Here is a 26,096-nt window from a genome sequence, read left to right on the forward strand (position 1 = left end):
ATATGATGCGAATGAAACATTTGCTGACGGCGACGGCGGTGCTTGCAACGGCCCTCCTGTTGTCCGGCTGCATGGCCGACGGCGAGCCCGCCGAACCCAGCGGTCAGTCCGAACCTCAGATTCTGGTCGGCGACGATCCCGCTGAAGATGACGATGAGAATGTTTGTTCGAGCACAGCGGGCGATGCCGATGGCGATGGCCGCGCCGACGACTGCGACGACGACCTGGACGGCGACGGCGTGTTGAACTCGAGCGACAACTGCCCCGCCCTGTCCAATGCCGCTCAGTCCAATGCAGACGGCGATGCGCTTGGCGACGTCTGCGACGCCGACCGGGACGGCGACGGCGTCTCGAACGCCAGTGACAATTGCCCCTCCGTCGCGAACCCGGCGCAAACCGACGCCGATAGCGACGGCGTCGGCGACGCTTGCGATACCAACACCGACACCGACGGCGATGGCCGTGACGACGGCGTCGACAACTGTCCGCTGGTCGCCAACGCGGATCAGGCGGACCTCGATGGCGATGGCATCGGCGACGCCTGCGATTCCGACGTGGACGGCGACGCAATCCAGAACGGCGCCGACAACTGCCCCGTCATGAGCAATGCCGACCAACTCGATGACGACGCCGACAACGTCGGCAATGTTTGTGACAACGATCGGGACGGCGACACTGTCGCCAATGCCGCGGACAATTGCCCCGATACCGCCAATGCCAACCAGGCGGATTCCGATAACGACGATATCGGCGACGCCTGCGACGCCAACACCGATACCGACGGCGACGGTCTGGAAGACACCCACGACAATTGCCCGGCCATCGCGAACCCGACGCAGACCGACCTGGATGCTGACGGCGTCGGCGATGTCTGCGACTCGGATGACGACGGCGATGGCGTGGTCGACACGACGGACAACTGTCCTGTCAACGCCAACGCGGCGCAAACGAATCTGGATGGCGACAGCGCAGGCGACGCCTGCGATTCAGACGACGACGGCGACGGTGTCGGCGACAGCTCCGACAACTGTCCGTTCCTCGCGAACGCGGATCAAAGCGATAGCGACACTGATGGCATCGGCAACGCCTGCGATACGCAGACCGACTCCGACAGCGATGGCATCGACGATGGCCTCGACAATTGTCCGTCGACCGCCAACGCGAGCCAAACCGACCTCGACGGCGACGGCGCCGGCGACGCCTGCGATACCGATGACGACGGCGACGGCGTCGCCGACACCACCGACAACTGCCCCGTGGCTCCAAACGCCGACCAGAGCGACGTCGATGGAGACGGCATCGGCGATGTTTGCGATAGCGCCGAGGAATACGCCTGCGGCCCCGGCGAGTTATTCGAACCCGTGCTCACCCCATCGGCAACCGTCGCGACAGGCACAACGGGCGTTTGTTTGTTCTGCTCGGTAGCCGATGCGGGCAACGTGATCGATGCCAATCTCGACAATGCGGCCCGCATGCACGTGCCCCTCTCGACGCTGGGCAGCGCCTTCATCCGCGTCTCGGATACAGATGAAGTTCACACCGGTTCGCATCGCGTTGGCTTCATGGTGTCCAGCACCTCCGGCCCGATCAGTGCAAGCGTGCTGTCCGGCACAGTGCTCACCACGCTGCGCAACGGCTCACCCGTCGAAAGCGGCGGCCAAGGCGGTACGTTCGAGCTCGATCTGTTGCAGGTGGCGGGTGACCCCGACCGCGGACTCGTGGTGATCGACACGACCCAGGACTTCGACGCAGTCCGCCTGAATTTCGGCGGAGGCCTGAACGTCCTCAATGCCCTCGATGTTTACGGGCTGTGTATCGCGCCGCCCTGACACTCATCCCCGAGGCAGCACCTGCACCTTCGCTACGCCGACGCGCAGCAACTCCATAGCCTTGCCCGTAAGCCTCACGCGCACGCTGTCGACGCGTTCGACGGCGAACAGGCCATCCGCGGTCATCGGCGACAGGCGAGCCGGCTCGCGATCGGCGCGAGTCAGCCATAGGGTTCCGTCGCGGAATTCGACGGTATTCGCTCCGTAGCGGCCCGCCAGCGCCTGCAAACGACCGGGCTTGAATGTCACAGGATTGAGCCTGGCGTCGGCCGCGACCTTCGCCCACGAATAATCGGCGAGATTCTCCGCGCTCACGTCCTCCTTCTCACTCAACCGTTTGAGCGCCAGGGAGTGCGCGACTTCCAACGCCTGAGCCGGACTGGCCGCGATGCTCGGAGTCACTCCGACACCCTCCCAATTGGTATTGCTGATGGGATGAACCGGTCGACCATACGACACGCTCAAAACAAAATTGGGCGCGATCGGCAGCAGCCGATTGTTGTTGGCCGCTCCCACTGTCTTCGATCCGATCAACTCGCCCAGTTTGAACTGCTGCACGTCGTACGCGAACGCTTCGGCGGCCGAGGCCGAACTGAGATCGATCAGGACATACAGCGGCATGCCCTTCAGTCGCCCGGCCGGCAAGCGATCCAGCGTTCGCGATTGCGACGGCGTGGCGGAGCCCTCCAGGAAAGTCATTTCCAAAACGTCGGCGTCCATGAAATGGCTCACCAGGTAGCGAACCGCGGAATGCGCGCCGCCGCCGTTGCCTCTGATATCGATGATGACGGCGTCCCCGTCCTTCAGGAACTGCATCGCTTCGTCGTAGGCCGCGCCCGTCCGATCGCCGAGCCAATCGAATCGGCTGATCCTGAGATAACGGACGTTGCCGCCGAGGACTTTCATCTCGGTCAGCCCGTGATGCTCGCGAACCGCAAGCCGCTGCCACAACGCCTCCTCGCCGCCGTCCCCATCCGCACCGCGGGTCGCGATGGCATAGCCGGCGGGATCGAACGATAGAAACAAATGTTTATCGCGGCCCACGCTCTTCAGATCCTCGGTCACTCGTTCGGCAAAGACCAAAGGATCGTCCGTGGTGTAGCGACCAGTGCGCTCTGCATTCTTCAAGTGTTCGACGATGCGAGGTCGCATCTCGGGGAAGACGTACTGCTCCTCGAACGCCGTCGCGATGGCTTTCAAAGCAGCCTCGCGCTCCGCCGCCGATAACGCTGGAGGGCCTGACTGGGCCAGCGCCTGAGTGCAGATCAGCCAGCACATCGCCAGCGCCGTGCTCAAACGACGCGATAGAACGGTCGCCATCAGCTTTTCTTCCTGCTTTTGGAACGCTTGTGTTTCGTCGCTGCCGCCTCGATTCGCTGCGTGAAGGAAGCGCGGTCGAGCGCGTCGATCGCCTCCCGCAACAGATCGGACAACGGCATCGAGAGCTCCGAGTCCAGCAGTCGGGCCGCATCGTTGGTTGCGCTCCAATGCTGCTCGAGTTTGGGAATCATGGCTTTGGCGGCAGGCGTGAGCGCGACGATCCGCTCACGCGCATCGCTGCCCGGCTCGAAGCGCACCAGCCCCTTCTCGACCATCTGCGCGACAGTCTGGCTGGCAGCGGAATGCGTGATACCGGCGCTACGCGAGATGCTCCGGATCGAAGCCGGCCCCGACGCCATCAGGGCGCGCACAATGGGCGTGTAGCGCGGCCGATAGTCCAATCCGGACTCGACATAACTGCGCTCCACGGCGCCATCGAGCTTCTCGATCAGATGTCTCAGCAACGTCCCCAGCGTGGGGTTGGGTCGATCCGGCATGGGGGAAATGTATAAGCGCTGTTACATTTTGGCAAGCGCCAGATTTCAGTTCGTTTTGCCAGGCCGCGTTATAAGATTGGCAATGGCGCCCGCTAGTGCTTCGACCGATATGGAATCGCACGCATCTACTTCTCACCCAGCACGTACCGCTTTCGTGTTCGCGGGTGGCGGCAGCCTCGGCGCCGTGCAAGTCGGCATGCTCAAGGCGCTGATGAGAATCAAAGTGCTGCCCGATTTCGTGGTGGGCGCCTCGGTCGGCGCGATCAATGGAGCTTACTTTGCCGCCCAACCCGACGTGGAAGGCGTCGCACGGCTCGAGCGGATCTGGAGCAAGCTCCGCAGCGCCGACGTCTTCCCGTTCTCCATCGTGAACAGCCTGCTCGCCATCCTCGGCCGTAGAGATCACCTCATCGCGCCGGCGTTCTTGAAATCTCTGTTGGACTCCGAGCTTCCTTGCGAGACGTTGGAAGCCGCGCGCATTCCTTGTCATGTGATCGCCACGAACGTGCTCACTGGCACCGAAGTCGCCATGAACACCGGTCCAATGACAGACGCGCTGCTCGCGAGCGCGGCCATTCCGGGCGTGTTTCCGTCCGTGGCGATCAATGGCGACTACCTCATGGACGGAGGTGTCGCCAACAACACGCCGATCTCCACTGCAGTCGCACTCGGCGCGACACGCATCATCGTCCTACCTACGGGCATGTCATGCGCGCTGCCAAAACCGCCACGCGGCGCCGTCGCTGTCGCTCTTCACGCGTTGAACTTGTTGGTGATGCGACAACTGGTGAGCGACATCGAGCACTTCTCCGACAGAGTCGAGCTCGTCGTGCTGCCGCCACTGTGTCCAGTCGCCGTCACGGCTTATGACTTCTCGCAGACGGCGGACCTGATTCGCCGCTCGGAAGCTTCGACGCGGCTGTGGCTCAAACAGAAGGGCCTGCACGACCGCGGCACGCCCCCCGAGCTGTTACCTCACGAGCACGACGAACACGACACACACGCTCACGTCGGTGCAGTTTGATGTCCCATCGGGACGGAGTGAATCCACGCCGGCTTGCGCTCCGATCTACACTCCGTTAGACGCTCGAAGCCGCCTTTATCTTCATGAAATATTCAGTGCTGTTGGTGTTGCTGACGCTGGCGGGTTGCATGGCGCAGCCCACCGTAACCTCCTGGCTCGATCCGGTGTCGGTCGCCACGATCACATCGCAGACTGAGCCGCTGGTTCTGATGCGTGGCTCTGGCAGGATCAACCAGCGGAAGCTCGCGCAGCTGACCGCCATCGAGGTCAATCGCATGGGCGCGCGGCGCCTGTACCTGGTGCTGATCCCCCGCAGCACCGGCGACGTCACCTACAAACAGCAGACCAGCTTCGAGAGCTCTTTCCAACAGATCAAGCTGCGCATGGACGATCGGTCGCTTGCGCTCACTCAGTACACGGGCAACCTGGCCGAGCTGGGGATCGGTCAGCCGGCGCTGCCGCTGCCCATCGACGGCTCGGCCCCGATGTATTTCCCGATCGAGCGCGACGACCTTCGAGCCATGGCCGCGTCGAGCCGGATCGAGCTCACGGCGCTGGGCCTGCCGAAGGAGCCGCAGCTCTACGAGGAATGGAAAGACGGCCGACGCAGCCTCAGCGATTTTCTGAGTCAGTTGCCCGCCGAGTCATCGACCTCGCCGCGGGACGAGGCGCCTTGACGGAAGCATCGTCCGTCGCGCCCTCCTCTGCTCAGCTACTCAGGTTCGGACAGTCCAAGCTCGCACCCGTGGCCCAACCGCGAACAGCGGCGCCGATCTCCTTCGCGCGACCCATGCTGCCGCGATAGATGGTCACTTTGGTCGCCGATGCACCGGCAGGCGCCGCATCGGCAACCAGAATGTAGAAGCCGCCCTCCGGCTTCTTGCCAATAGTCGTGTGCGGCCCGAAATCGACCTGCACCGCCAGCTCCGTCTGACCGTCGGCTACCGATAGCGAAGGTTTGTAAGCGGAGCGAGTGGTTTCCGTCATGGTCATGTTGCCTTGGAATACCGGGCCCGAAGAGCTGGTGGCCACCGCCAGGCACTCGTTCGATTTCTTGCGCAGCGTCTCGACGACTTGCTGATATGGGCGCGCCGCCTCGAATGTCTCGACTGTTCCCAGCGAACTGCCGCCGACGACTTGCCGGAATTCAGTCGGATTCATCGGCTGTAAAGCGCCGCAGCCCGACAACGTAACGCTTAGAACGATCCCAACCGCGAGCCTGAGTTTCATTGCCGCTCCCGAACAGTGCCAGGGCGGCAAGACTAGCAACTGCCCGGCCGACGCAATCAGCCGGGCGTTCCAAATATGTGAGCGCGTTCACCCTTCGCGGGCAAACGCGCTCAGCCACGGCCCCGCAAAGTCTACCGGTCGGGGCCTCCGAAGTTGTATTTCAACCCGGCGAAGATGAAGCGGCCGCGAGACTCGTAGATGCCGCTGTTGCCGATGCCGCCCGTGCCGCCGCCCTGCCCGGTCAGGCCGAAAGGCGGCACTTTGTCAGCCACGTTGTCGACGCCGACATAGACATTCAGGGAATCGGTGAAGTCATAAGACGCGCGCACGTCGTGATACATGACCGAGGGGTAGTAACGCTCCCGCGCGTAATCCAGATTCTGCGGCGGACGGCCCTGCAGGCTGAAGATGTCTTCGTACTGGTTCAGCACCATCTTGCCGATGTAGCGCAGCTCGTAGCCCAGCGTGAACGGGCCGCGCTTGAAGTCGGCGTTGAAATTGAATGCATCCTCCGGATCGCCGAGCTCCAGCAGGACCTGATCGGCGTAACCGGGATCGGCAGGATTCAGGAAGTCGTCCCGCTGCAGCGTATGCGTGTAGACCAGTCGCGTGCTCAGGTCGCCGACACTGCCGAGGCGCTGATTGAAGCCCACTTCCAGATCGATGCCGCGAGAGGTGGAGCTGGCATAGTTGAGAACGACCTGCTGCAAGCTGCCCTCGAGGATCTGGTACTGCTCCTCACCCTGCGGTCCGCCGCCCGCGCCCGCGCGCTGAAACAAGCCGCAGAACTGATTGTTGAGATCGGCGCTGTCGTAGCAGGCGTCGAGAATCTGCTGGGCGGTGGGGGCCGTGATCACGTCATCGATGTCGATGTCGAAGTAGTCCACCGACAATGTCAGGCTCGGCAGGAAGTCTGGCCGGAACACGAAGCCCGCCGTGAACGAATCGGATGTTTCTTCCTTGAGGTTCGGATTGCCGCCGGTCAGGAAGCTCAGCGAAGACGCATAGACGAAGTCGTAGTCCGCCGGAATTCCCGCGGCCGCGCAGTTCGCTGCGCGCGTCGCTGAACCAGTGGCAATGTTTCGGGCCGAGCAAGGATCGTTCACGAGAGCGAAGTTCTGGCCGAGCGCTGAATACAAGTCCACCAGGTTCGGAGCACGCACCGCGCGAGCCTTGCCGACACGGAAGCGCAGGCTGTCGATCGGCGCCCATTCCAGGCCGTAGTTGTGCGCCAGGACTTCTCCGGTCGCGCCCTTGTAGTCCGCGTAACGGCCGGCGGCATTGAGGGTCAGCATCTCGGCAAAGGGTTTGTCCGCCAGCAACGGCACGCGGAACTCTGTAAACGCCTCGCTGACTTCGAAGGTCGGCGGATTGAAGAACGGCAACGCGTTGTAGAACGTCATTCCGTTCTCGACCAGATCGTCGGATTTGAAGTAGTTGTCCTCGGTGCGGTGCTCGACGCCGAGCGCGAGGCCGATCGGACCGGCGGGCAGTTCGAACCAGCGCTGGCTGGTGCCGGAGATCGACGCGGCGGCCACGAACTGTTCGATCTTGGCGACCGAGGTCGTGTTCGAGAGCAGATAGTTGCGCATCGCTGGGGTGATGTTGCCTTCACCGAAGGGGTTGAATGGCACGCAGGCGGCGACGTCGCCGGCGAGCAACGAAGTCGCGTAATCGTTGGAAGCGGAGAACGGATAAATCAGCGCCGCGTCCGGATCGATCTGCGAGCGACAAACGATCTCGCCATTGGCGTTGCGCGTCGAATCCATCGCGAGCAGGAACCGCTGCTGGTTCAGATTGCCGAGCACCTCGGTGTCTTCCTTGAACTCGCCGACGTTCACGGAGACTTCGTAGTTCCAGTCGTCGGCAAAATTGCCGGCCACGCCGAGCACGATGCGAGTCGTTTCGCGTACCGCGTCCTCCTGACGCGGCCCGAGTTCGAGCAGATTCCGGCGCAAGACAATAGGAGAGCTACCCGACGGCGGAGCGAGACCCACGGTTGCATACGCTGCTCTGATCTGCTCGCGCGTGGCATCGCTCAGAAACGGATTGTCGAAGCGCGGCATCTCGCGATCGCCATCGATGGTGCCGCCCTGGAAAAAGGCGGGACCGCCGAAGCGCAGCGAATCGGTGCGCACATATTTTGCTTCGATAAAAGGCTCGAAGGCCTCGCTGATCGTCAGATGGCCGACGACGTTCACCGAGGCGCGCTCGAGGTCGGGGAAGATCGCCATCGCATTACGCTCGCGGTTCGATGTGCCATTACCGCCGTCGTAATTGCCGTTCGGCGCGAGGCCGATGCGCGTGCCGGTCTGTGGCGTGATCGAGCCGTCCGGCTGAAATAAGAACGAGCAGCCGTACGCACGGCCGAGCGCATCGCGACCGCACGGAGCGAGACCTGAGGCCACGGTCGGCGTGAGCAGCAATGAGCCGCCATTGGCGAGCGTGGCGAAGCGGGCGTCCGCGTAGAACACGCGATCGAACGTGTCGTCGGCGCCATTCGGCGAACCGTTCGGATCCGTATCGCCGGCGACGAACAGGCCCTGCCTGCGCAGATTCGAGCGAGCCGAGGCGAAGAAAGCTTCCTGCTTGGCATACTCGACGTTGACCGCGATGTTGCCTCGGTCATCAAAGAAATTGGTGCCGGCGAGCACGCTTGCATAGTAGGTGTCGTTGTCACCCTTGGAGCTCTGGCCGCCCTGGCCGCGCACCTGGAAGCCCTCGAAATCTCTTTTCAGCACGAAGTTCACGACGCCCGCGATGGCGTCCGAGCCGTAGACGGCGGAATTGCCGCCCGTCACGACGTCGATACGTTCGACCAGATCGGTCGGGAACGTATTGGTGTCCGGCGACACGGCGTTGACGAGGATGTCTGCGCCCACGTGGCGGCGGCCGTTGACCAGCACCAACGTGCGCTGTGTACCGAGGCCGCGCAGGTCGAGCAGATTCAGTCCGGTCGTGCCGAGGAATCGGCTCGAGTTGGATTGACCGAACGTGGTGCGCATCGAGGGCAGATCGTTCAGCAGATCGCCCATGGCCGTATTGCCGGTCTGGAACAGTTCTTCGCCCGCCACGCTCATGACGGGGACGGCCGATTCGAGATTGGGCCGTGCGATACGCGACCCGGTGACGATCACTTCTTCGACATCTTCCTGTGCCATGGCCACCGAAGATGCGCCGAGTAGCGCGGCCGCCACAGCAACGAGCAGGACCCTTCGTTCATTACATCCGTGCATGAACAGACTCCCCATGTTTCAGGCGTTTATTTTCTTGCGCCCTCTCGCCGGCTCACGCCGATCCATTGCCGGGCGCCAGTTGTTACAAATTTATACAAGCTTGGGAGCGGAACGCAATGTTGTCGAGTCACCGCGGCCGTTTGTATGCAGCGGCCGTGACCATGGCGCTGAATTGTTCCGGCCGAATGGATCCCGGGCGGGCCATTCGTGACTTTCATCCGGCCGCGGCGGATGAAACAAACTAGGAGGAAACAGCAGATATACGAGCTAATGCATCGTTTACAACGCCGCGAACCATCCCTGGATCGTGCCGATGCAGCCGTGCCATCGAGCCCGTGCTATCAACAAGTCGGCGTGCTGGCTTCCTCGTCCCGCTGATCGCCAGGCAGACACACCGACGGCTCCAGCGTGCCGAACAGACTGACCTCCGGATCGAACGAGCCCCAGTCGATGTCGAGGCCGGCCTGCACCGTGCCTGTCTGGTTCTGCAGCGATCGCACCAGCGTTTCCGCCGGCGAGGTGAACAGCTGGTCGCCGAGGCCCTGGAATTGATTGAAGCCGGCCAATGCGGCGAACTCGTTCTGCGGAGAGAACAAGCTCAACGTCGTGGTCACGCCCGCGGACGGCAGTGTCGCCGGCGCGCGGTTCGGATCGTTGGGATTGATGGTCTGCGGCACGAACAAGCGCAGGCTGTTGCCGGCGCTGAGTTGGAACTCGATCAAATCGCTCGCCGTGCCGATCTGTCCGCCCGTCTCATCGGTCGTTCCCGCGCGCAATTCCGCGACGCGCGCCGTCACAGGGCTCGCACCGGGCGCGGCGTAGATATTGCGCCCTGCTGCGAGCAGCAGCGTGTCGCTGGCGTTCACGTGCGCGAGAATCAAATCGCCCGCCCGCGTGAGCAATTCGATATCGCCGGCCTCGCCGCCCGAGGCTTGCACGTTCACGTTTTCCAGGCCGTTCGCCTCGTCGATGAAGATGCCGCCTGCCGTCGAAGTGGCGTTCAATGTTTCCACATTCGTGTCCAGTCGCCCGGCGCTATTCAGCGTCGAGCCAGACAGCGTGGACGCTGTGCCGATCCATCGCGCGCTGAGGGTCAGGGCATTGGCGGACAAGCGCGTCGAGTCGTTGCCGTCATCGGCGATCGCGCCTGACGCTGCGGTGAGCCTGACGTCATTGGACGCAGCCACCGTGTTCACGACGATGTCGCCTGCAACGCTGTTTACGTCGATGTCGCGGGCGGCGCTTGCGTTGGCCAGCGTCAAGCCGTTCTGCTCGCTGATGTATATGTCGCCGGTGCTGGCGGCGGCGGTCAGCGTATCGATGCTCGTGTTGAGCCGCGCACTGCTCGCGCCGATCGACGCAGCGTTTGCCGTGAGCGAGCGACCGGAGATCGAGTGACCTGCTGCACCCACGATTGCGCCACGGCTTGCCGCTGTTCCGGCATTCAACGTGATGTCATTTGCGCCGGCGCTCACCGCGCCGTTGAGCGTGATGCCGTTGCCTGCGCCACCGGCTGCCAGCGTTACGCCCGCGCCGGTCGCGGATGTCACAGTCAGCGCGCCGTTCGTCGTCTGCACGTCAACTGCGCCGCCAGTCGCATTGGCGGTGAGGGTCAATGCATCGGACTCAGTGACGAAAATGCCGCCGTTCGTGCTCGTTGCGTTCAGCGAGGCGACGGTCGTGTTCAAGCGCGCGGCGCTTGTGCCGATCGTTGAGCCCGTCGCAGTCAGCGAGCTGGCGGTGATTTGATTTCCCGCGCTCGCGACAATCGCGCCTCGGCTTGCAGCGGTTCCGGCCGTTAATGTCACATCGCCCGTGCCGGCGTTCACCGATCCGTTGAGCGTGATGCCACTGCCGGCCCCGCCCGCAGTGAGCGTTACATCGCCCGAGAGGGCGTTCACATTCACTGCACCGTTCAGAGTGATGCCGTTACCAGCGCCAGCTGTCGTCAGTGTCACAGCGGTGCCAGAGGCTCGAGTTACCGTCAGCGCGCCATTGGTCGTCTGAACGTCGACTGCGCCGCCGGTCGCACTTGCCGTGAGGTTCAGTGCATCGGACTCAGTGACGAAAATGCCGCCGTTCGTGCTGGTCGCATCCAGCGAGGCAACGGTCGTGTTCAAGCGCGCAGCGGTTGTGCCGATGGTCGAGCCGGTCGCGGTGAGCGCGCCGCCAGTGATTCGACTGCCCGCGCCTGCGACGATCGCGCCGCGGCTCGCCGCGCTGCCCGCCGTCAATGTCACATTGCCCGTGCCGGCATTCACTGCGCCGTTCAGCGTGATGCCGCTGCCGGCTCCACCCGAGGTCAGCGTCACACCTGCGCCGGTCGCTGAAGTCACAGTTAGCGCGCCATTCGTCGTTTGCACGTCAACTGCGCCGCCGGCCGCATTGGCAGTGAGGCTCAGTGCATCCGACTCCGTGACGAAGATGCCGCCGTTCGTGGTGACCGCATCCAGCGAGGTGATGGTCGTGTTCAAGCGTGCAGCGCTCGTGCCGATCGTCGAGCCAGTCGCGGTGAGCGAGCCGGCGATGATCTGGTTGCCAGCGCCCGCGACGATCGCGCCACGGCTTGCAGCGGTTCCCGCTGTCAGAGTCACATTGCCCGTGCCCGCGTTCACCACGTTGTTCAGCGTGATGCCGCCGCCGGCTCCACCCGCCGTCAATGTCACATCGCCCGCGAGAGCGTTCACTGCGCCGTTCAGGGTGAGGCCGTTGCCTGCGCCACCTGCCGCCAGCGTTACAACATTGCCAGTGGCTTGAGCCACGGTGAGCGCGCCGTTGGTCGTCCGGACGTCGACTGCGCCGCCGGTCGCGTTGGCCGTGAGGTCCAACGCATCGGACTCGGTGACGAAAACGCCGCCGTTCGTGCTGGTCGCATTCAGCGAGGCGACGCTCGTATTCAAGCGCGCAGCGCCCGTGCCGACCGTGGAACCAATCGCGGTAAGCGCGCCGCCGGTAATTTGATTCCCCGCGCCCGCGACAATTGCGCCTCGGCTCGCAGCTGTTCCGGCCGTCAGTGTCACATTCCCGGTACCAGCGTTCACTGCATTGTTCAGTGTGATGTCGCTGCCGGCTCCACTCGCCGTCAGCGACACATCGCCTCCGCCGGAATTCACGGCGCCGTTCACGATGAGTCCATTGCCGTCGCCGCCGGAGGTCAGCGTCACGCCTGCGCCGGTGGCCGAAGTTACAGTCAGTGCGCCATTCGTGGTCTGCACGTCGACTGCGCCGCCAGCCGCGTTGGCCGCGAGCGTCAGTGCATCCGATTCAGTGATGAAGATGCCGCCGTTCGTGCTGGTCGCATCGAGCGAAGCAACGGTTGTATTCAGGCGCGCAGCGCCGGTGCCGATCATCGAACCCGTCGCGATCAGCGAGCCGCTGGTGATTTGATTGCCGACGCCCGCGACAATCGCGCCGCGGCTCGCAGCCGTTCCGGCCGTCAGAGTCACATCGTTCGCACCGGCGTTCACCGCTCCATTCAGTGTGATGCCACCGCCATCGCCAGCCGCCATCAATGTCACATCGCCCGCACTCGCGGTCACCGCGCCATTGACGGTGAGAACACTGCCAGCGCCGCCGGCGATGAGCGTCACGTCGTTGCCGCTCGCCGAGGCGACGGTCAACGATCCGTTCGCGGTGCGAACATCAGCCCCGCCACCCGACGCATTCACAGCCACTGATAGCGCGTCGGCTTCGTTGATATACACGCCGCCGCTAGTGGTCGCTGCCGTCAGCGTATTCACCTGTGTGTCGAGCGCGTTGCCGGATGTGCCTAGCGATGTGCCCGACAGCGTTGCGATATTGCTCACGATTCGCGTGAGGTTGTCGCCGTCATCGGCGACCGCGCCGCCGGCAGTCAGCGTGATGTTGCCGTTGCCGACATCGAGCCTGCCCAGCGTCACACCGTTCGTTTCGTTGATCGTTAGGTTCTGGTTGTTGCCGAGAACCGCGCTCAGCTGAGCGACGTTCGTATTCAAAACCGTCGCGCCACCGGCGGCGCCCGAACGGAAATCGAGGGACGTCGCCGTCAGCGTGAACTCACGCGGAGTGCCATCGTTGTCGACGACATCGGTCGCCCCGCGCACCAGCAGTCGATCCACCGGCTGATCCGTGAACCCACCGCTCGAGGGCAGCGTGAGCACGCCGCCCGAGCGCAGTCCGAGCTGCGTCGTGTTGTTGCTGCCGATGTTGATGGCGCCAGGCGGGAGCCCGGCAACGTTCAAGTCACCGGCCGACTGCAACACGATGGCGCCGGACCGATTCGATCCGCTGCCCAGCGTGATCGCGCCGGCGGCGAATATCGGCGCACCGGAGATATTCAGATTGATCTGTCCGTTATTGCTCGCCACCGACGCAGTCAGCGTGCCGTTGGTCTGCACGTCCACCGAAGAACCGACGTCCGCATCGTTATCCGCATCGAAGTCCACGACCGTGCCGATGCTGGTCGCGGCGCTCAACGCCACACTGGCACCGGAGATAACGCTCGCGTCGTTGTTGTCGTCGATGATGGCGCCGGTCGTCGCGGTCAATGACACGAGATTGGCCGCGCTGATGTTGCCGGCCACGATGTTGCCCGTCGCGCTCGTCACGATCACGTCGTTGCCAGCGCCGGCTGCGCTGACGTTTGTGAGTGCGAGGCCATTCAATTCGCCGATGTAGACGCCGCCGGTTGCGGTGGCGGCCGACAACGAGCTTACGTTTGTATCGATCTCCCCGTTCGCACCGGCGGCGCCGATCGCCGTGCCCGCGGTCAGCGTCAACGTTCCGGTGTTGATGCGAGTGCTGTTGAGGCCATCGTCGGTGATGGCGCCAGCCTCAGCGGTCAGCGTTACCGCATTGGCTGCGCTGATGTTGGCAACCGCAATGTTGCCCGCCGTGGCGGTCAACGTCACAGCATCGCCAGCGGTGACGGTGTTCGCCGTAATGTCGCCCGTCGCGCTCGTCACGTTCACGTCGCTGCCAGCGCCCGCCGCACTGACATTCGTCAGCACCACGCCGCTCAGTTCGCCGATATAGACGCCACCCGCATCGGCATCCGCGGACAACGAGGCAACGTCTGTATCGATCTGATCAGTCGCACCACTGGCGCCGATCGCAGTACCTGCGTTCAGCGTCAGCGTTCCAGCGGTGATGAGCGTGGCATTGTCACCGTCATCAGCGATCGCGCCCGTCGTGGCGGTTAATGTCACCGAATCCACCGCAGACACCGTGTTCACGACGATGTCGCCTGTCGAACTCGTCACGATCACGTCGTTGCCAGTGCCGGCCGCGCTGACGCTTGTGAGCGTGAGGCCGTTCAACTCACCGATATAAACGCTTCCAGCACTGCCAGTAGCGATCAACGAAGTGACGTCCGTATCGATCTGGCCGCCCACACCGGAGTCGCCAATCTGCGAGCCGTTCAGCGTGGCTGTCTGCGCGGCGATACGAGTGGCATTGTTGAAGTCGTCTCTGATGTAGCCAGCCGTGGAGACCAGTGTCACCTCATCAGCCGCGCTTACGCTGCCGACTGTGATAGTGCCCACGCTCCTCACGTTCACGTCGCTGCCAGCGCCCCCCGCGGTAATGGCCAACAGTGTGACGCCATTCAACTCGTCAACGTGGACGCCGCCGGCGACGGTGGAGGCCGATAGAGAGGTTACGTCTGTATCGATCTCTTCGTTCGCACCGGCCGCGCCGATCGTCGTGCCGGCGTCCATCGTCAGCGTTTGCGCGGCGATGCGCGTGGCATTGTCACCGTCATCGGTGATCGCTCCCCCCTGGGCTGACAGGCTCACCACATCCACCGCAGTGACGGTGTTCACGACGATGTCACCCGTGATGCTCATCACATTGACATCGCTGCCCGCGCCCGCCGCACTGACGTCCGTGAGGGTGAGGCCGTTCGCCTCGACGATATGGACACCCCCCGCGTCGGCGGTGGCCGTCAGCGAGGTCACGTCCGTATCGATCTGGCCGTTCGAAGCGTTGGAACCGATTCCGAGGCCGGCGCTCAGCGTAGCGGTCGTCGCGGCGATACGAGTGGAGTCGTTACTGTCGTCGGTGATGCTGCCGGTCGTGGCGGTCAGAGACACCTCATCCACCGCGGTCACGGCGACCACGCCGATGTTGCCCGTCTCGCTCGTCACGTTGATATCGCTGCCGGCGCCGAGCGCGCTGACGGCCTGCAACGTCAGGCCGTCCAACTCGCCGATGTAGACGCTGCCGGCGTCGGCGGTCGCCGTCAACGAGGTTACGTCGATATCGATCTGACCCGTGACGCCGCTCGCGCCGATCGCCGTGCCGGCGATCAACGTGAGCGCTCCAGCGGTGATGCGCGTGTCGTCGTCATCGTCGTCGGTAATGGCGCCCGTCGTGGCCGACATTGCGTTCAACGTCACCGCGTTCGCCGCGCTTACGGAGCCCACGACGATGCTGCCCTCGATGCTCGTCACATGCACATTACTGCCAGCGGCGTCCGCTCTGACGTCCGTCAGCGTGACGCCATTCTGTTCGCTGATGTAGATACTGCCGGCATCAGCCGTAGCCGACAGCGAGTTCACGCTGGTATCGATCTGACCGCCCGCCGCGGCCGAACCGATCGATGTGCCGGCGTCCAATGTCAGCGTGTCAGCAACGATGCGTGTGGCGTCGAGAGTGTCGTCATTGATCGCGCCGACCGCGGTCAGCGTCACCGCATCGGCTGCGCTGACGTTGGCCACGACCATGGCGCCCGTGATGTTCGACACGTTCACATCGTTACCGGCGCCGGCCGCACTGACATTCAGCAGAGTGACGGCGTTCGACTCGCGAATGTAGACACTGCCGGCGGCGGCGGTGGCCGACAACACGTTTACGGCTGTATCGATCTGAGCGTTTGTAGCGGAACCGCCGATCGCGGTGCCGGCGCTCAGCGTCAACGATGCAGCAGCGATGCGCGTGCTATTGTCACCGTCGTCGACGATCGCACCAGCCGACGATGTCACGTTCACGTTGCCGGTGGTCGTGATCGAGGTGACGCGAATGTTTTGAGCGCCAGTCAAAGTGACGTCCGCCGAGCCGGCGTTGATCAACGATCCGTTCTGCATCGTGATCGCACCCGAGCCGTCACCGCCCGTGCCTGGCGATGCGGAGCTGTCGGCGATGAGATTCACGGCGCCGTTGTTCGTGATGATGTCGCCGTTGAGCGTGATGTCCCCGCCTGCCTCGAGCGTCAGCGAGCGGCCGCTCGCAGCGGTCATGATCGAGACATCGATGGTCGCATTGGCGTTCTGAGTGATGTCGTTGGTGGCTTGCAGAACGACGTTGGTGGTCCCGAGCAGCGTCTCGATGGCCGAGTTGCCGATGGTCGCGTCGCCCGTATCCTCCGCGAATGCATAAGTGCCGTCACTCACGTCGGGGTCGGTGGTGTTCGAGTTGTTGATCGTGATATTCGTCGGATCGAGCAGCAGCGAGCCGATGTCTCCATGCGCCGCGGTGAGATCGGCGCGGCCCCGGAACACGAGATGTTCCTTGCCTGACACTTCGGCGAAACCGCCGTTGCCCGACAAGGCGCCGCCGCGCGCGGAAATAGAACCACTGAAGCGTGTGATCTCATCCGCCCACACGATGACGCGGCCACCGTCGCCGGCGACGCCTGCGTCGGCACGGATGCTCGCATTCGCGCTCACATACGTGCGCTCTGCATTCAGCACGTCGGGATTCTTACCCTGATAGTCGCCGCCGATCAGTGCAGTGCCGCCGCTCGTCGCACCCGACACATCGACCAGCGCGGAGTCGAACAGGCCAACCTGTTCGCCGAGCATTTCAACTCTGCCGCCGCTACTCACCGCATCGCCCGCGGATGCATCGATCACTCCGCTCGAACGCACCGTGCCGCCAGCGCCCATCAATCGAATCGTTCCGCCGCTGTTGTCGATGCGATTCGCGCGCACCACTCCCGTGTTGTTGACGAGGTTCGCGAACACACCGTCGACCGCTTGGGCAGTCAGCAGCACCTGGCCGCCGTTCGCTTCGATGACGCCGCTGTTTGCCACGGCAGCGCTCGCGCCGGCATTGTTCGAGACCAACTCGCCGTCGACTTCCAGCCGCAACAAGCCGTCGCCGGCAAGATCGAGCGTCGCCGCGCGTCCGGCCGCGAGATTCACCGTGCCGAAATTCGCGATGATGCTGCCGTCATTGGTGACGCGGCCGCCGAGCAACGTGACCGAGCCGCCGCTTGCGGCAGAGATCGCGCCGTTGTTGACGATCGCGCCGACATCCGTGTTCGACGTGCCGAACGTATAGCGCCCCGTCGCGGCGTCGAAACCGACCACGTCGAGCGAGCTGGCGACCAGCGAGCCGACGTTGAGCTGGGCCGAAGCCCCGAACAGCATGCCGTTGGGATTGACCAGAATGACCTGGCCGTTGGCGTCGATGCGGCCGAAGATCTGACTCGGGTTCTGATCCAGAATGCGATTCAGCGCCACCGAAGACGAGCTCGGCTGGTTGAACTGCACGCTTTCGTTGGCGCCGACGTCGAACGTGTTCCAATTGAGCTGCACGTGTTGCGAGCTCTGGTCGATCAGGGTCGTGCCCGCGGTGGGCGTCGAGATCGTGGCGTCTCCGGTGACGACCACGCCGCCGGTCGGACCGGCGACGGCCACCGAGACCATGCTGAAGCCGAGCAGTGCGAACGCCGGCGCCGACAGGCCGGAGCGACGGCCGCAAATGGTCCGGACGGCTTGTATCAGCTGATTGTTGTGCCGCTTGTTCATGGAAATTCCCTTTTTCTTGAAGCTCGCCCAGATTTAGAAGCTGGCGCCGAGGCGGAAATAGTATTGAGGGTCGCGGTCGTTACCGACCGGCCGGTTCGAGAGTGGGGTCGCGACTTCCAGGCGCGCGAATACCTGCCCGGGCACAGCGAACTGCAGCGCGCCGCCGGCGCCAGAGAGTTCCACGCTCCTGTCCTGCGAGGGCAGCAACGGCGGATTGAGCCAACCCTTGGCGTAATCCGCGAACAACGACAGCTGCAACAGCTGGCCCCAGTTATAAGTGCCGAAGGCCGGACGCTTGGCGATGACGGGCGCGCCCAGGATCAGCTCGAGCGAGGCGATGCCGCCGCGCTCCGCGAGCACTTCGGACACCGAGTAGGCGCGCACACTGTTCGGACCGCCGAGCGAAAACTGTTCGAGCGACACGAGCGGATCGTCGCTGTACTGGCCGTCCACGCGCAGCAGGACGGAGGTGTTTTGCGTGAGCCGCTGCAGGCGCTGGATTTGCAGCGAGATCTTGTCGAACTCGCCCGAAGCGCCGAGGCGGCTGGCGCCGCCGATGGCCGACGGATCGTAGTCGTCGAGCGAGTCGAGCAGATCCTTGAAGCCGTGCGTGTACGACAGCGTGAAGCGATTCACGCCGCGAAAGCGTGTGTCGAACTGTTCCAATTGCGCGTCAACACGCGCAGTCGTGAGCTTGTCATCGTAGATAGCTGACGGTGGCGCGCTGAACTCCGCAGACTTCACGTTCATTGCGAGCCCGATGCTGGCCGAACCGAGGCGGCTGCGAGGAAAGTCGTGGCGATAACCGATCTCGTCGACCTGCGTTTCGCCTTCTGTATCCGTCGTCGCGAGACTGGCGGCGCTTGCGCCGACGGTGTACGTGTTCGTTAGATGCAGCACTCGTATCGAGTCGCGCGGACTGAACAGAGGAATCTCGTAGTCGAGCCCTCCGTAAACGCCATGCGTGCTGCTGTCGGACTCATCGAGTGCATACAGCCCGATGAGCTGCAAGCGATCCGCGCGATGCAACGGATCGTTGAAAGTGAGTACGAGCTGACCGCGGTACTCGCCCGCGAATTCCGAGCCGTGATTGTCGAGCGCCGTCTCCATCTTGAACCGATCTTCGGACTGCACACGCACCGTGAGCCGGCTCGTGCCTACTTCGCGGCCCGCGCCGAGCACGCCGAACGCCGTCACGCCGGGATAGTTCGTCAATGTGAGCAGCGCCGACTCGATCGAGTCCTTCTCGATCGGCTCGCCGAGCAGCGACTGGAAGGGCCGCTCCAACATTTTCGCGCGGTAGCCCTGATTGCCCTCGACCTGAAGCTCCGCCAGCGTCCCTTCGAGCACCTGAACCACGACTTCGCCCCCGACGACTTCCTGCTCGGGCACGAACGACTGCGCGAGGATGTAACCATGCTCGCGGTAGTACGCCCCGACCTTGGCGGCGACTTCGTGCAGTTGGTTGATCGAATAACCCTGGGCGGGTTGCTCGAGGCGCGCGGTCTCGAGCAGAGCCGCGGCTTCCGCGACGCTCACTCCGTGCGAAGGCCGGTCGGCCGCGCCGACGAGCCGGAACGCTTTGACTACGATCCGCGGGCCCTCATCCAAACCGAGCGGCCGGTCGTACACGCGAGGAATGGTGAAGAGATCGTCACGCGGTTTGGCCACCGGCACCGCGGGCTCGACCCTCGGCAGAACACCGCCCGGCGTCGCTGCGGGCGGCACTTGCGCATTTGCCGCCTCGATCGCCAGGCTCACCGCCAACGCAATCAACAACACCGAATTCCGTCGAGCCACGATTACCGTACCTCCCGTAAAACTCGAAAACCAGTTAACGCATCCCGCGTATCGGGAGGCAGTCCTTCGCGAAGTGACAGCCGAAGCTTTGTGGAGCTGTCGGCATACGATCCGCCGCGCGCCACACGCATGCCGTCGGCAGATGAGTTCACCGCAGCGCCATCGCTCGGCGCACCGGTGAAGTTATCGATCCATCCGTCTTCAACCCACTCGCGCAAATTGCCGAGGGTGTGCAGCAGCCGAAATGCGTTGTCGTTGAATTTTTGGCTGCGTGGCGCCGGCGCCGTGAGCGTCGTCAGCATGGAATAGTGCGCGTCGGTTGGCGACAGCGCATCGCCGCCCGGCACGAGCCTGCTTTGTCCCGCGCGCGCGGCATATTCCCACTGCGCCTCAGTCGGCAGGCGATACCGATATCCCGTCGCGCTCGACAGCCACTCGACATACGCGCGCGCGTCCTGCCAGCTCACATTCACGACCGGGAAGTCATCTCCCGACCAAGGCTGAGTGGCGCACGAACGATCCGTGTCGTCGCAGAACGCTCGGAACTCCGCTTGCGAAACTTCGTGCACGGAAATCGCGAACGGCTCGCGAATTGTGACGCGGTGAATCGGCTGCTCGGTGGGATCCGCGGTGCTGCCCATATCGAACTCGCCCGCGGGAATCAGCGCCAGCTGCGGTCCGCTCCCGCCCGAGGGCAAGGTGTCCTGACAGAACGGACGGCGCGAGCGAATCAACTCGGGGCGGCAGGTGTCCGGATGAGTCGTCGATGCGGTCGCCGGGGACGATGTCGACGCAACCTTGGTTACAGCGGCGCTCGCGGTGTTCGGCTTCGGCGCGCTCGTGTCGACATCGACCTGAGCCGCGCGCGGCGTGGGTGGTTCGCTTGGAATCTCTTCAGGGGCCGGCGCTGTCGGCATGCTCGGCGCGGACTCGGAACTCGCGGGCGATTCGGTCGAGGTGATGCGAATAGCCGAATCCGGCGAGTTCAGATCGAGGCCCACCGTCACGGCCAGGGCCGCGAGTGGGCTCGAGTGTGCCGTCAACGGAGTCTGAACTAGCGCTTGTTGTTCCTTGAAACGTTTGCGCAAGTCATCCACGAAACGTTGAAACCACGGCTCGCCCGCGACGGCTCCGATCTGCTGCTCGCCGAGTTCCAGCAATGCCACGTTCAACTCGGCAATGCGCGCGTCGCTCCAGTCCGCGCGTTGCACGAACGGCACGACGATGTCACGAACCGGGCTCGCCGGCGCGACGGAATCTGCAGCCACTTGCTCCTCGGGCGTCGGGCGCTGGAAGGCCCACCACGCAGCCGCAGCAGCCGCCGTGATCAAAACCAGAGATAACGATGCAACGATGATTCGAGGCCGTCTCGTCGTCCGAGTCGCCGCCGACGCCGCCGGCGCGGCCGCGGCCGGAGTTCTGGTCCGCGGAGGAAGTGTGCCGGCCGCACGGCCGAGCGAGCGCGGCTGAGTGACAGCCATCTCGTCGATCCCGCGTCCGTGCAATTGGAGCGAGTCGAGCAGCGGAGCACGCAGCTTCCGATAGGTCGCGAGGTCGAGCCTTCCCGAGTGATGATCTTGCGCCAGTGCGCGCAAGCGGGATGCGAGATCGGCGCTCATGTGTGCATCACCCGATCTCTCGCACGACACGCAAGCCGGTCACTGCATCGGCCGCGCCCGTGTGCGGGCGACTCGATCCCGGCGCGCATGCCGATACGTTGTCGCTGAAGGACCCACCGCGCGCGGCAATGAAACTATCGCCCACTACGAGCTCCTGCGCGTTGCCGAGATAGTTGTACAGACCCCAACCGTTCGATTTGCCGGATTGCACGGGCTCGAGCGCAACGCCGCGCACTTTCTTGCCGCCGATCTCGACCGAACAATTGACGGAGCTGACATCGGCGCTCCCGCCCTGCGCGTTGACGGCGTAGCTCCACTCCGCGTCTGTCGGCAGTCGATACACCGCGCCGCTATTGCTCGACAGCCACGCGACGTAGTTCTGCGCATCCTCCAGCGAGATGCTCGTGACAGGTCGGTCCGCCGACCCGTCCGGCGGTTTGCAAGCGCCGGTGCGCTCACAGTAAAGCGAATAATCCGCGATGCTGACCTCGGTACGGCCGAGCGCAAACACCTTCGCGTTGCCGTCACCTGCAGGAATCACGACCAGGTCTGGACCGCGACCGCCGCCATCCAGCGTGTCGTAACACACCGCTTGCCTGCGCCTGCCGTAGCCGGCGAGCTGCGCGGAACACGCAATCTCTGGCTGCGTGCGTGGAACGGCGACTTCCCCGACTGAATTGCCTGGTCGAACGGCGGCGACCCGCTGCGTGTCCTGTTTCGCAGGTGCAGTCTGCGGCTGCGCTCCTGCAGTCTGCCCGCTCGCCGCAGTCGTCGCGCTCTCCTCTGAAACATTCGGCGTCGTAGGCGCAACGTTGGGGGGCGCGCTGTCCTTTGGCGCGTTCAAGCTCTCGAGGATCGCTTCGCCAGCGAAAATCTCGCGCGCCGCTTTGGTGAGACGCTCGGCCTGCGCCGCATCGCTGGTCGTCCGAATGCGCGCGATGAGGTTGCCTGCGAGACGTTGCTTCACGGCGGCGCTCTCGGCGGCATCGAGTCGTGCCAGCCGCTCGAGCTCGCTGCGTGTTGCGTCAACGTCGATGTCGCTCGCGGATTGCAGACGCTTATCGAGCGCCTGATAACGCGTAAAGCGATCGCGCGCCTCGTTGATACCCATCATCGACGGCGCGACTTCGCCGGCGCGTGTAGTGAGCGTCATCGCATTGGCATAGCGCCCCTCTTTGGCAGCGATCGATGCCAGTCGCAGGTACGCGCCGCCGATCGCCTGCGGCGCTTCGTCGGCGAGGTAAGCGTCGCTCTTCGGCAAGTTCTCGCGCAACTCCGCGAACGATGCCAGCGCCTCCGTAACGTCGTTCGCGCGTGCCTGCAAAAGCAGTTTGTGCTTGAGCGCTTCCAGTTGCGCGAGCCGGCTGCGCTCTTGAGCTGCAGCTTCGCGCGCGGTGCGCGCTTCAGCGAGCAATTTCTGTTCGGAAGACAGAGCCGCGAGTTTCGGCGCGTACGCCCGTGCCTGATCGAGCATGCGGCCCGCCTCGGCCAAGCGATGTGCTTCGCGCAGCTCTCGCGCCTGTTCGATATATGCATCCGCTGCGTGCGTCTTGACCTGCACGACGTACGGATCGGTGCTCGGAACATACACAGCAAGCCTGCGCAACTCGAGCTCGATCTGTTGACCCCACTTCGGATCCGCTGCGCCACCTTGCACGAGCGCATCGATCTTGCTCTTGATCTGAGCGACGGCCGCGTCGCGCTGTGCCGCTGCGCCCGGCGCCGATGCGAGTTGCTCACGCTGCTGGTTGACGAACGCGGTGGAAACCAGGTCGGCATTGCGAGCCACGAGATCCAACGCTTGCGCATGCTGACCTTGCGTGGCGAGCAGCGCGCTCTGTTCGCGCACCTCGCGCTCCGCGAGTTGCAGAATGCGCGCGAGGACGGCGCTATTCGGCGCGACCGCGCGCAGTTCGTCGATCTCGGCGCGCTTGCCTTCGATGTCGGCGAATCGCGCTTGGCCGGCAAGCAGTGTGCCCAACGAAGCTTCGAGCGCTTGCGCGCGCGTTGCGAGCTGTTGCTCGCTCGCCGCGCGCACGGCCTGATCGCGCAAGTCGGCCAGCATCGCGTCCTCAGGATCGAACAACAAGCCCGCGGTGACCAATGCTTCCGCGAGTGCTGCATTTTTGGCGTTCAGAGCTTTCGTGGCCGAGAGCACGAACGCGCCCGGCAGTCGCGGATCACGTAGCAGCCGATTCTCTGAATCGATGCCGCGCAGCGCCGCGAGCACCGTGCCGATGTTCGGCGTGCCCTGCACATCGATGAGCAGACCGCGTTTCAAGTAGTCGTCGAACTGGTCGCTGAGCCGCTTGATCTCATCGTTCTCGCGTGCCACCAGTCGGTCGTCCAGATCCTTGACTGCGAGAGAATCCGGTAGGAACGACTGCAACTGCACCAGCAGCGCGCGAGCGCGCGCATAGTCGACATTCGGGCTGCTCGGATCCGTTGCCGCGTTGATGCGGTTTTCAAACACGTTGATGAGCCCGGTGCGCGCCCGGTCGTTGAGCATGATCGCCGCACGTTGCTCAGGCGTGAGCGCCTGCAATTGCAACACGACCGCATCGAGTTCCGCGCTGTCGCCCTTGGCGAGCGCGTCGATCAGCCCGCGTTCTCGGCGCTTGGCCAGATACCCAGGCGTGAGCGTGCCCGCGACTACCAGCACTGCTATCACCGCGGCGCCGATACCAACGCCAGCACCCGCGCGGCGTTTTCGCGGCAGCAACTCATTGAGAAACTGCTGTGCCGATTCCGTGCGCTGGTTGCGCTCGAAAGCGAGGCCGCGTTGCAGCGCCTTCCATTGATGTCGCTTCAGGCCACGCGGGCGCTTCGCAACCATCTGCTTATCGCGCGCTTGCACGGCGGAGAGGCGATTGAATGGATGCTTGCCGCTCACCAGCTCGTAAGCGACGCAGGCGATCGCGTAGACGTCGTCGCGCGGATCGGGCTCGAGGCCTTCGATCATTTCGCAGCTCGCGTAGGTCGGCGTGAGCGCACCGAGCGTTCCCGGATCGAACAGCGTGGTCGAGCCCGAGACGTTGTCGGCGCGCTTGGCCGCCCGAGCGATACCGAAGTCGAACACTTTCACGACGTCGTTATTCGTCAGGAACGCGTTCGCGGGCTTGAAGTCCGAGTGCACGACGCCCTTCTCGTGGGCATAGGCCATGGCCCGGCACAGATCGCGCGTGAGCCGCAGCGCGCGTTCGATGGGCAGTCCGGTTTCCTCGTGCTCGCGAATGACGCGGTCGAGCGACTGGCCTTCGAGCAGTTCCATGACCATGAAAACGTTCGCGCCGTCGCGATCGAAGTCATAGACCGTGACGACGTTCGCGTGCGCGAGTTGCTGCGCTTTGCGCGACTCGCGTTGTAGCGCCTTCAGCGACTCGGGATGACGTCGGAACTCGTCATTGAGCAGCTTGAGCGCCACGTACGGATTGCGGTCCTGCGCTTCTTCCTTGCGCAGATCGCGCGCCTTGAAGACGACGCCCATGCCGCCGCGCCCGAGCACTTCCTCGAGCACGAAGCGATCCTTGACGATGCTGCCGCTGGTCGGCGATGCGCTGTCCGAGGCCCAGAGGTTCGGATCGGACCAGTTCGAGCCCGTCGGCCGTGAGCCGGTCACGCCGCCCGTGCCGGTGACAGCTCCTCTGCCTGTGACATTTCCGGTGATGTGAGCGCTGCCCGTTCCGGTCGGTTCGCGCGCACCGGCATTCGCAGGCGCAGCTGCGCGCGGCGCGCGAAATTGAGTCGCATCGCTCGCACTCGGCGTCGGGCTCGGGCTCGCAGGCGCCGCGGCCTGGGCTGGCGCGCGGAATTGCGTCTTGTCGCCGGTTGGTTGTGGGGAGCTCGGTGGCGCAGCGACTTCAGGCGCCGGAGCCTGGCTCTCCTGAAACGTGCGGACCGCCTGGACGAGCGTCGCATAGGTCTCGCCGGAGAGACGTCCACTGCGATAGAACGCCTCGATATAGGCGCTGTGCGCAGCCGCGAGCTGCGGCTGACGCGTCAACCCCAGCGTGAGCGCGCTGACGAGCTCGGCCACGCCGAGCTGGCCGCCTGCATGCGCATCGAGAGCTTGCCGGAACTCGTTCATGTGCCGGAGAACTCCACGACGATGACGGAAACGTTGTCGCTGCACACCCCGCCGAGCGCTTGTTTCATGAGCGCTTTGCAAGCGCCTTCGGGATCGTTCGCGGTCAGGTGGTGAGACATGTCGTTCTCGGAGATTTCCCGGTACAGCCCGTCGCTGCACAACAAGTAGCGGTCCTGATTGCGCAGTTCGCGCAATTCGATATCGAGATGCAGGTCGTGCGAGCCGCCGACGGCGCGCGTGATGACGTTGGAAGCGGCGTTCGCATCGGGCGCGCCGCAATCGATCGCTTCCTGCGCTTCGCTGTGATCGCGCGTGATCTGCTCGATGTTGCCGCCGCGGCTGCGATACACGCGGCTGTCGCCGGCCCACACGCTGATGCAATGACGCTCGAACGCGAGCAGCGCGACGATGGTGCTGCCGCTCATGCCGGCGTTGCTCACGAGAGATTCGTTATAGAGCCGCTGATTCACTTCCATGAGCCGGTCTTCGAGATCGTCCAGCAGCGCGCTCGGCGAGGCGCGCCGCTCGAAGCCCGCGAGCGCCTCGACGATCATGCGACTTGCCACGTCGCCGGCGTTGTGACCGCCCATGCCGTCCGCGACCACCCATAGGCCGCACGAGGACAGATCGAGAATCGAATCCTCGTTGTGCGCGCGGACGTTGCCCTTCGAGGTGGCCGAAGCGCCGCGCCATGTAAATCCGATCCGTGAAGAGGCAGGCAT

General features: G+C 64.0%; 13 protein-coding genes. 4 read left to right on the plus strand and 9 right to left on the minus strand.

Annotation, left to right across the window (positions count from 1 at the left end; all coding sequences use genetic code 11):
• Positions 1–2 precede the first annotated feature (2 nt).
• Positions 3–1,829, plus strand: a complete 1,827-nt coding sequence (locus VGD45_RS30340; RefSeq protein WP_331159151.1) for a thrombospondin type 3 repeat-containing protein — start codon at positions 3–5, stop codon at positions 1,827–1,829.
• A gap of 3 nt (positions 1,830–1,832) precedes the next feature.
• On the opposite strand, the gene VGD45_RS30345 is transcribed toward VGD45_RS30340, so the two are convergent.
• The gene (locus VGD45_RS30345) at positions 1,833–3,149 is read right to left on the minus strand and encodes a S41 family peptidase (protein WP_331159152.1); all 1,317 of its coding nucleotides are present in this window, start codon (positions 3,147–3,149) and stop codon (positions 1,833–1,835) included.
• Positions 3,149–3,646 (minus strand): MarR family winged helix-turn-helix transcriptional regulator, encoded by a 498-nt coding sequence (locus tag VGD45_RS30350; protein ID WP_331159153.1) that lies wholly within the window; start codon positions 3,644–3,646, stop codon positions 3,149–3,151. Before VGD45_RS30350 ends, VGD45_RS30345 begins: the two co-directional genes overlap by 1 nt.
• Positions 3,647–3,728: 82 nt before the next feature.
• Here VGD45_RS30350 and VGD45_RS30355 point away from each other — a divergent pair, with 82 nt between their 5' ends.
• Positions 3,729–4,670, plus strand: coding sequence for a patatin-like phospholipase family protein (locus VGD45_RS30355; RefSeq protein WP_331159154.1), 942 nt, complete (start codon positions 3,729–3,731; stop codon positions 4,668–4,670).
• Positions 4,671–4,753: 83 nt separating this feature from the next.
• Positions 4,754–5,347, plus strand: a complete 594-nt coding sequence (locus tag VGD45_RS30360; RefSeq protein WP_331159155.1) for a hypothetical protein — start codon at positions 4,754–4,756, stop codon at positions 5,345–5,347.
• 31 nt (positions 5,348–5,378) lie between these two features.
• On the opposite strand, the gene VGD45_RS30365 is transcribed toward VGD45_RS30360, so the two are convergent.
• Positions 5,379–5,900 carry a hypothetical protein gene (locus tag VGD45_RS30365; RefSeq protein ID WP_331159156.1) on the minus strand — a complete coding sequence of 174 codons (522 nt, stop codon included), beginning with the start codon at positions 5,898–5,900 and terminating at the stop codon, positions 5,379–5,381.
• A gap of 131 nt (positions 5,901–6,031) precedes the next feature.
• Positions 6,032–9,136: a TonB-dependent receptor domain-containing protein gene (locus tag VGD45_RS30370; RefSeq protein ID WP_331159157.1), complete on the minus strand. Its 3,105-nt coding sequence runs from the start codon at positions 9,134–9,136 to the stop codon at positions 6,032–6,034.
• A 116-nt stretch (positions 9,137–9,252) separates the two neighbouring features.
• On the opposite strand from VGD45_RS30370, the gene VGD45_RS30375 reads away from it, so the two are divergent.
• Positions 9,253–9,381 (plus strand): hypothetical protein, encoded by a 129-nt coding sequence (locus VGD45_RS30375; protein WP_331159158.1) that lies wholly within the window; start codon positions 9,253–9,255, stop codon positions 9,379–9,381.
• A gap of 96 nt (positions 9,382–9,477) precedes the next feature.
• Here VGD45_RS30375 and VGD45_RS30380 read toward each other — a convergent pair whose 3' ends face one another.
• From VGD45_RS30380 to VGD45_RS30400, 5 genes are read right to left on the minus strand one after another with little or no spacing between them, the layout of a single operon-like run.
• Positions 9,478–17,868: a filamentous hemagglutinin N-terminal domain-containing protein gene (locus tag VGD45_RS30380; protein ID WP_331159159.1), complete on the minus strand. Its 8,391-nt coding sequence runs from the start codon at positions 17,866–17,868 to the stop codon at positions 9,478–9,480.
• 33 nt (positions 17,869–17,901) lie between these two features.
• Positions 17,902–19,668, minus strand: coding sequence for a ShlB/FhaC/HecB family hemolysin secretion/activation protein (locus tag VGD45_RS30385; protein ID WP_331159160.1), 1,767 nt, complete (start codon positions 19,666–19,668; stop codon positions 17,902–17,904).
• Between the two features lie 2 nt (positions 19,669–19,670).
• Complete coding sequence (locus tag VGD45_RS30390) at positions 19,671–21,287, minus strand: formylglycine-generating enzyme family protein (protein ID WP_331159161.1); 1,617 nt, start codon at positions 21,285–21,287, stop codon at positions 19,671–19,673.
• A 7-nt stretch (positions 21,288–21,294) separates the two neighbouring features.
• Positions 21,295–25,374 (minus strand): bifunctional serine/threonine-protein kinase/formylglycine-generating enzyme family protein, encoded by a 4,080-nt coding sequence (locus VGD45_RS30395; RefSeq protein ID WP_331159162.1) that lies wholly within the window; start codon positions 25,372–25,374, stop codon positions 21,295–21,297.
• The gene (locus tag VGD45_RS30400) at positions 25,371–26,096 is read right to left on the minus strand and encodes a PP2C family protein-serine/threonine phosphatase (RefSeq protein WP_331159163.1); all 726 of its coding nucleotides are present in this window, start codon (positions 26,094–26,096) and stop codon (positions 25,371–25,373) included. The genes VGD45_RS30395 and VGD45_RS30400 overlap by 4 nt, the downstream gene beginning before the upstream one ends.

It is taken from the genome of Steroidobacter sp. (assembly GCF_036402275.1).
Lineage (GTDB): Bacteria > Pseudomonadota > Gammaproteobacteria > Steroidobacterales > Steroidobacteraceae > Steroidobacter.

Excerpts from the sequence above, each read along its gene's own strand:
- VGD45_RS30340 (WP_331159151.1), top strand. The coding sequence starts at position 3 with ATGATGCGAATGAAACATTTGCTGACGGCGACGGCGGTGCTTGCAACG.
- VGD45_RS30345 (WP_331159152.1), bottom strand. The coding sequence starts at position 3,149 with ATGGCGACCGTTCTATCGCGTCGTTTGAGCACGGCGCTGGCGATGTGC.
- VGD45_RS30350 (WP_331159153.1), bottom strand. The coding sequence starts at position 3,646 with ATGCCGGATCGACCCAACCCCACGCTGGGGACGTTGCTGAGACATCTG.
- VGD45_RS30355 (WP_331159154.1), top strand. The coding sequence starts at position 3,729 with ATGGCGCCCGCTAGTGCTTCGACCGATATGGAATCGCACGCATCTACT.
- VGD45_RS30360 (WP_331159155.1), top strand. The coding sequence starts at position 4,754 with ATGAAATATTCAGTGCTGTTGGTGTTGCTGACGCTGGCGGGTTGCATG.
- VGD45_RS30365 (WP_331159156.1), bottom strand. The coding sequence starts at position 5,900 with ATGAAACTCAGGCTCGCGGTTGGGATCGTTCTAAGCGTTACGTTGTCG.
- VGD45_RS30370 (WP_331159157.1), bottom strand. The coding sequence starts at position 9,136 with ATGCACGGATGTAATGAACGAAGGGTCCTGCTCGTTGCTGTGGCGGCC.
- VGD45_RS30375 (WP_331159158.1), top strand. The coding sequence starts at position 9,253 with ATGTTGTCGAGTCACCGCGGCCGTTTGTATGCAGCGGCCGTGACCATG.
- VGD45_RS30380 (WP_331159159.1), bottom strand. The coding sequence starts at position 17,868 with ATGAACAAGCGGCACAACAATCAGCTGATACAAGCCGTCCGGACCATT.
- VGD45_RS30390 (WP_331159161.1), bottom strand. The coding sequence starts at position 21,287 with ATGAGCGCCGATCTCGCATCCCGCTTGCGCGCACTGGCGCAAGATCAT.
- VGD45_RS30395 (WP_331159162.1), bottom strand. The coding sequence starts at position 25,374 with ATGAACGAGTTCCGGCAAGCTCTCGATGCGCATGCAGGCGGCCAGCTC.
- VGD45_RS30400 (WP_331159163.1), bottom strand. The coding sequence starts at position 26,096 with ATGCCTGCCTCTTCACGGATCGGATTTACATGGCGCGGCGCTTCGGCC.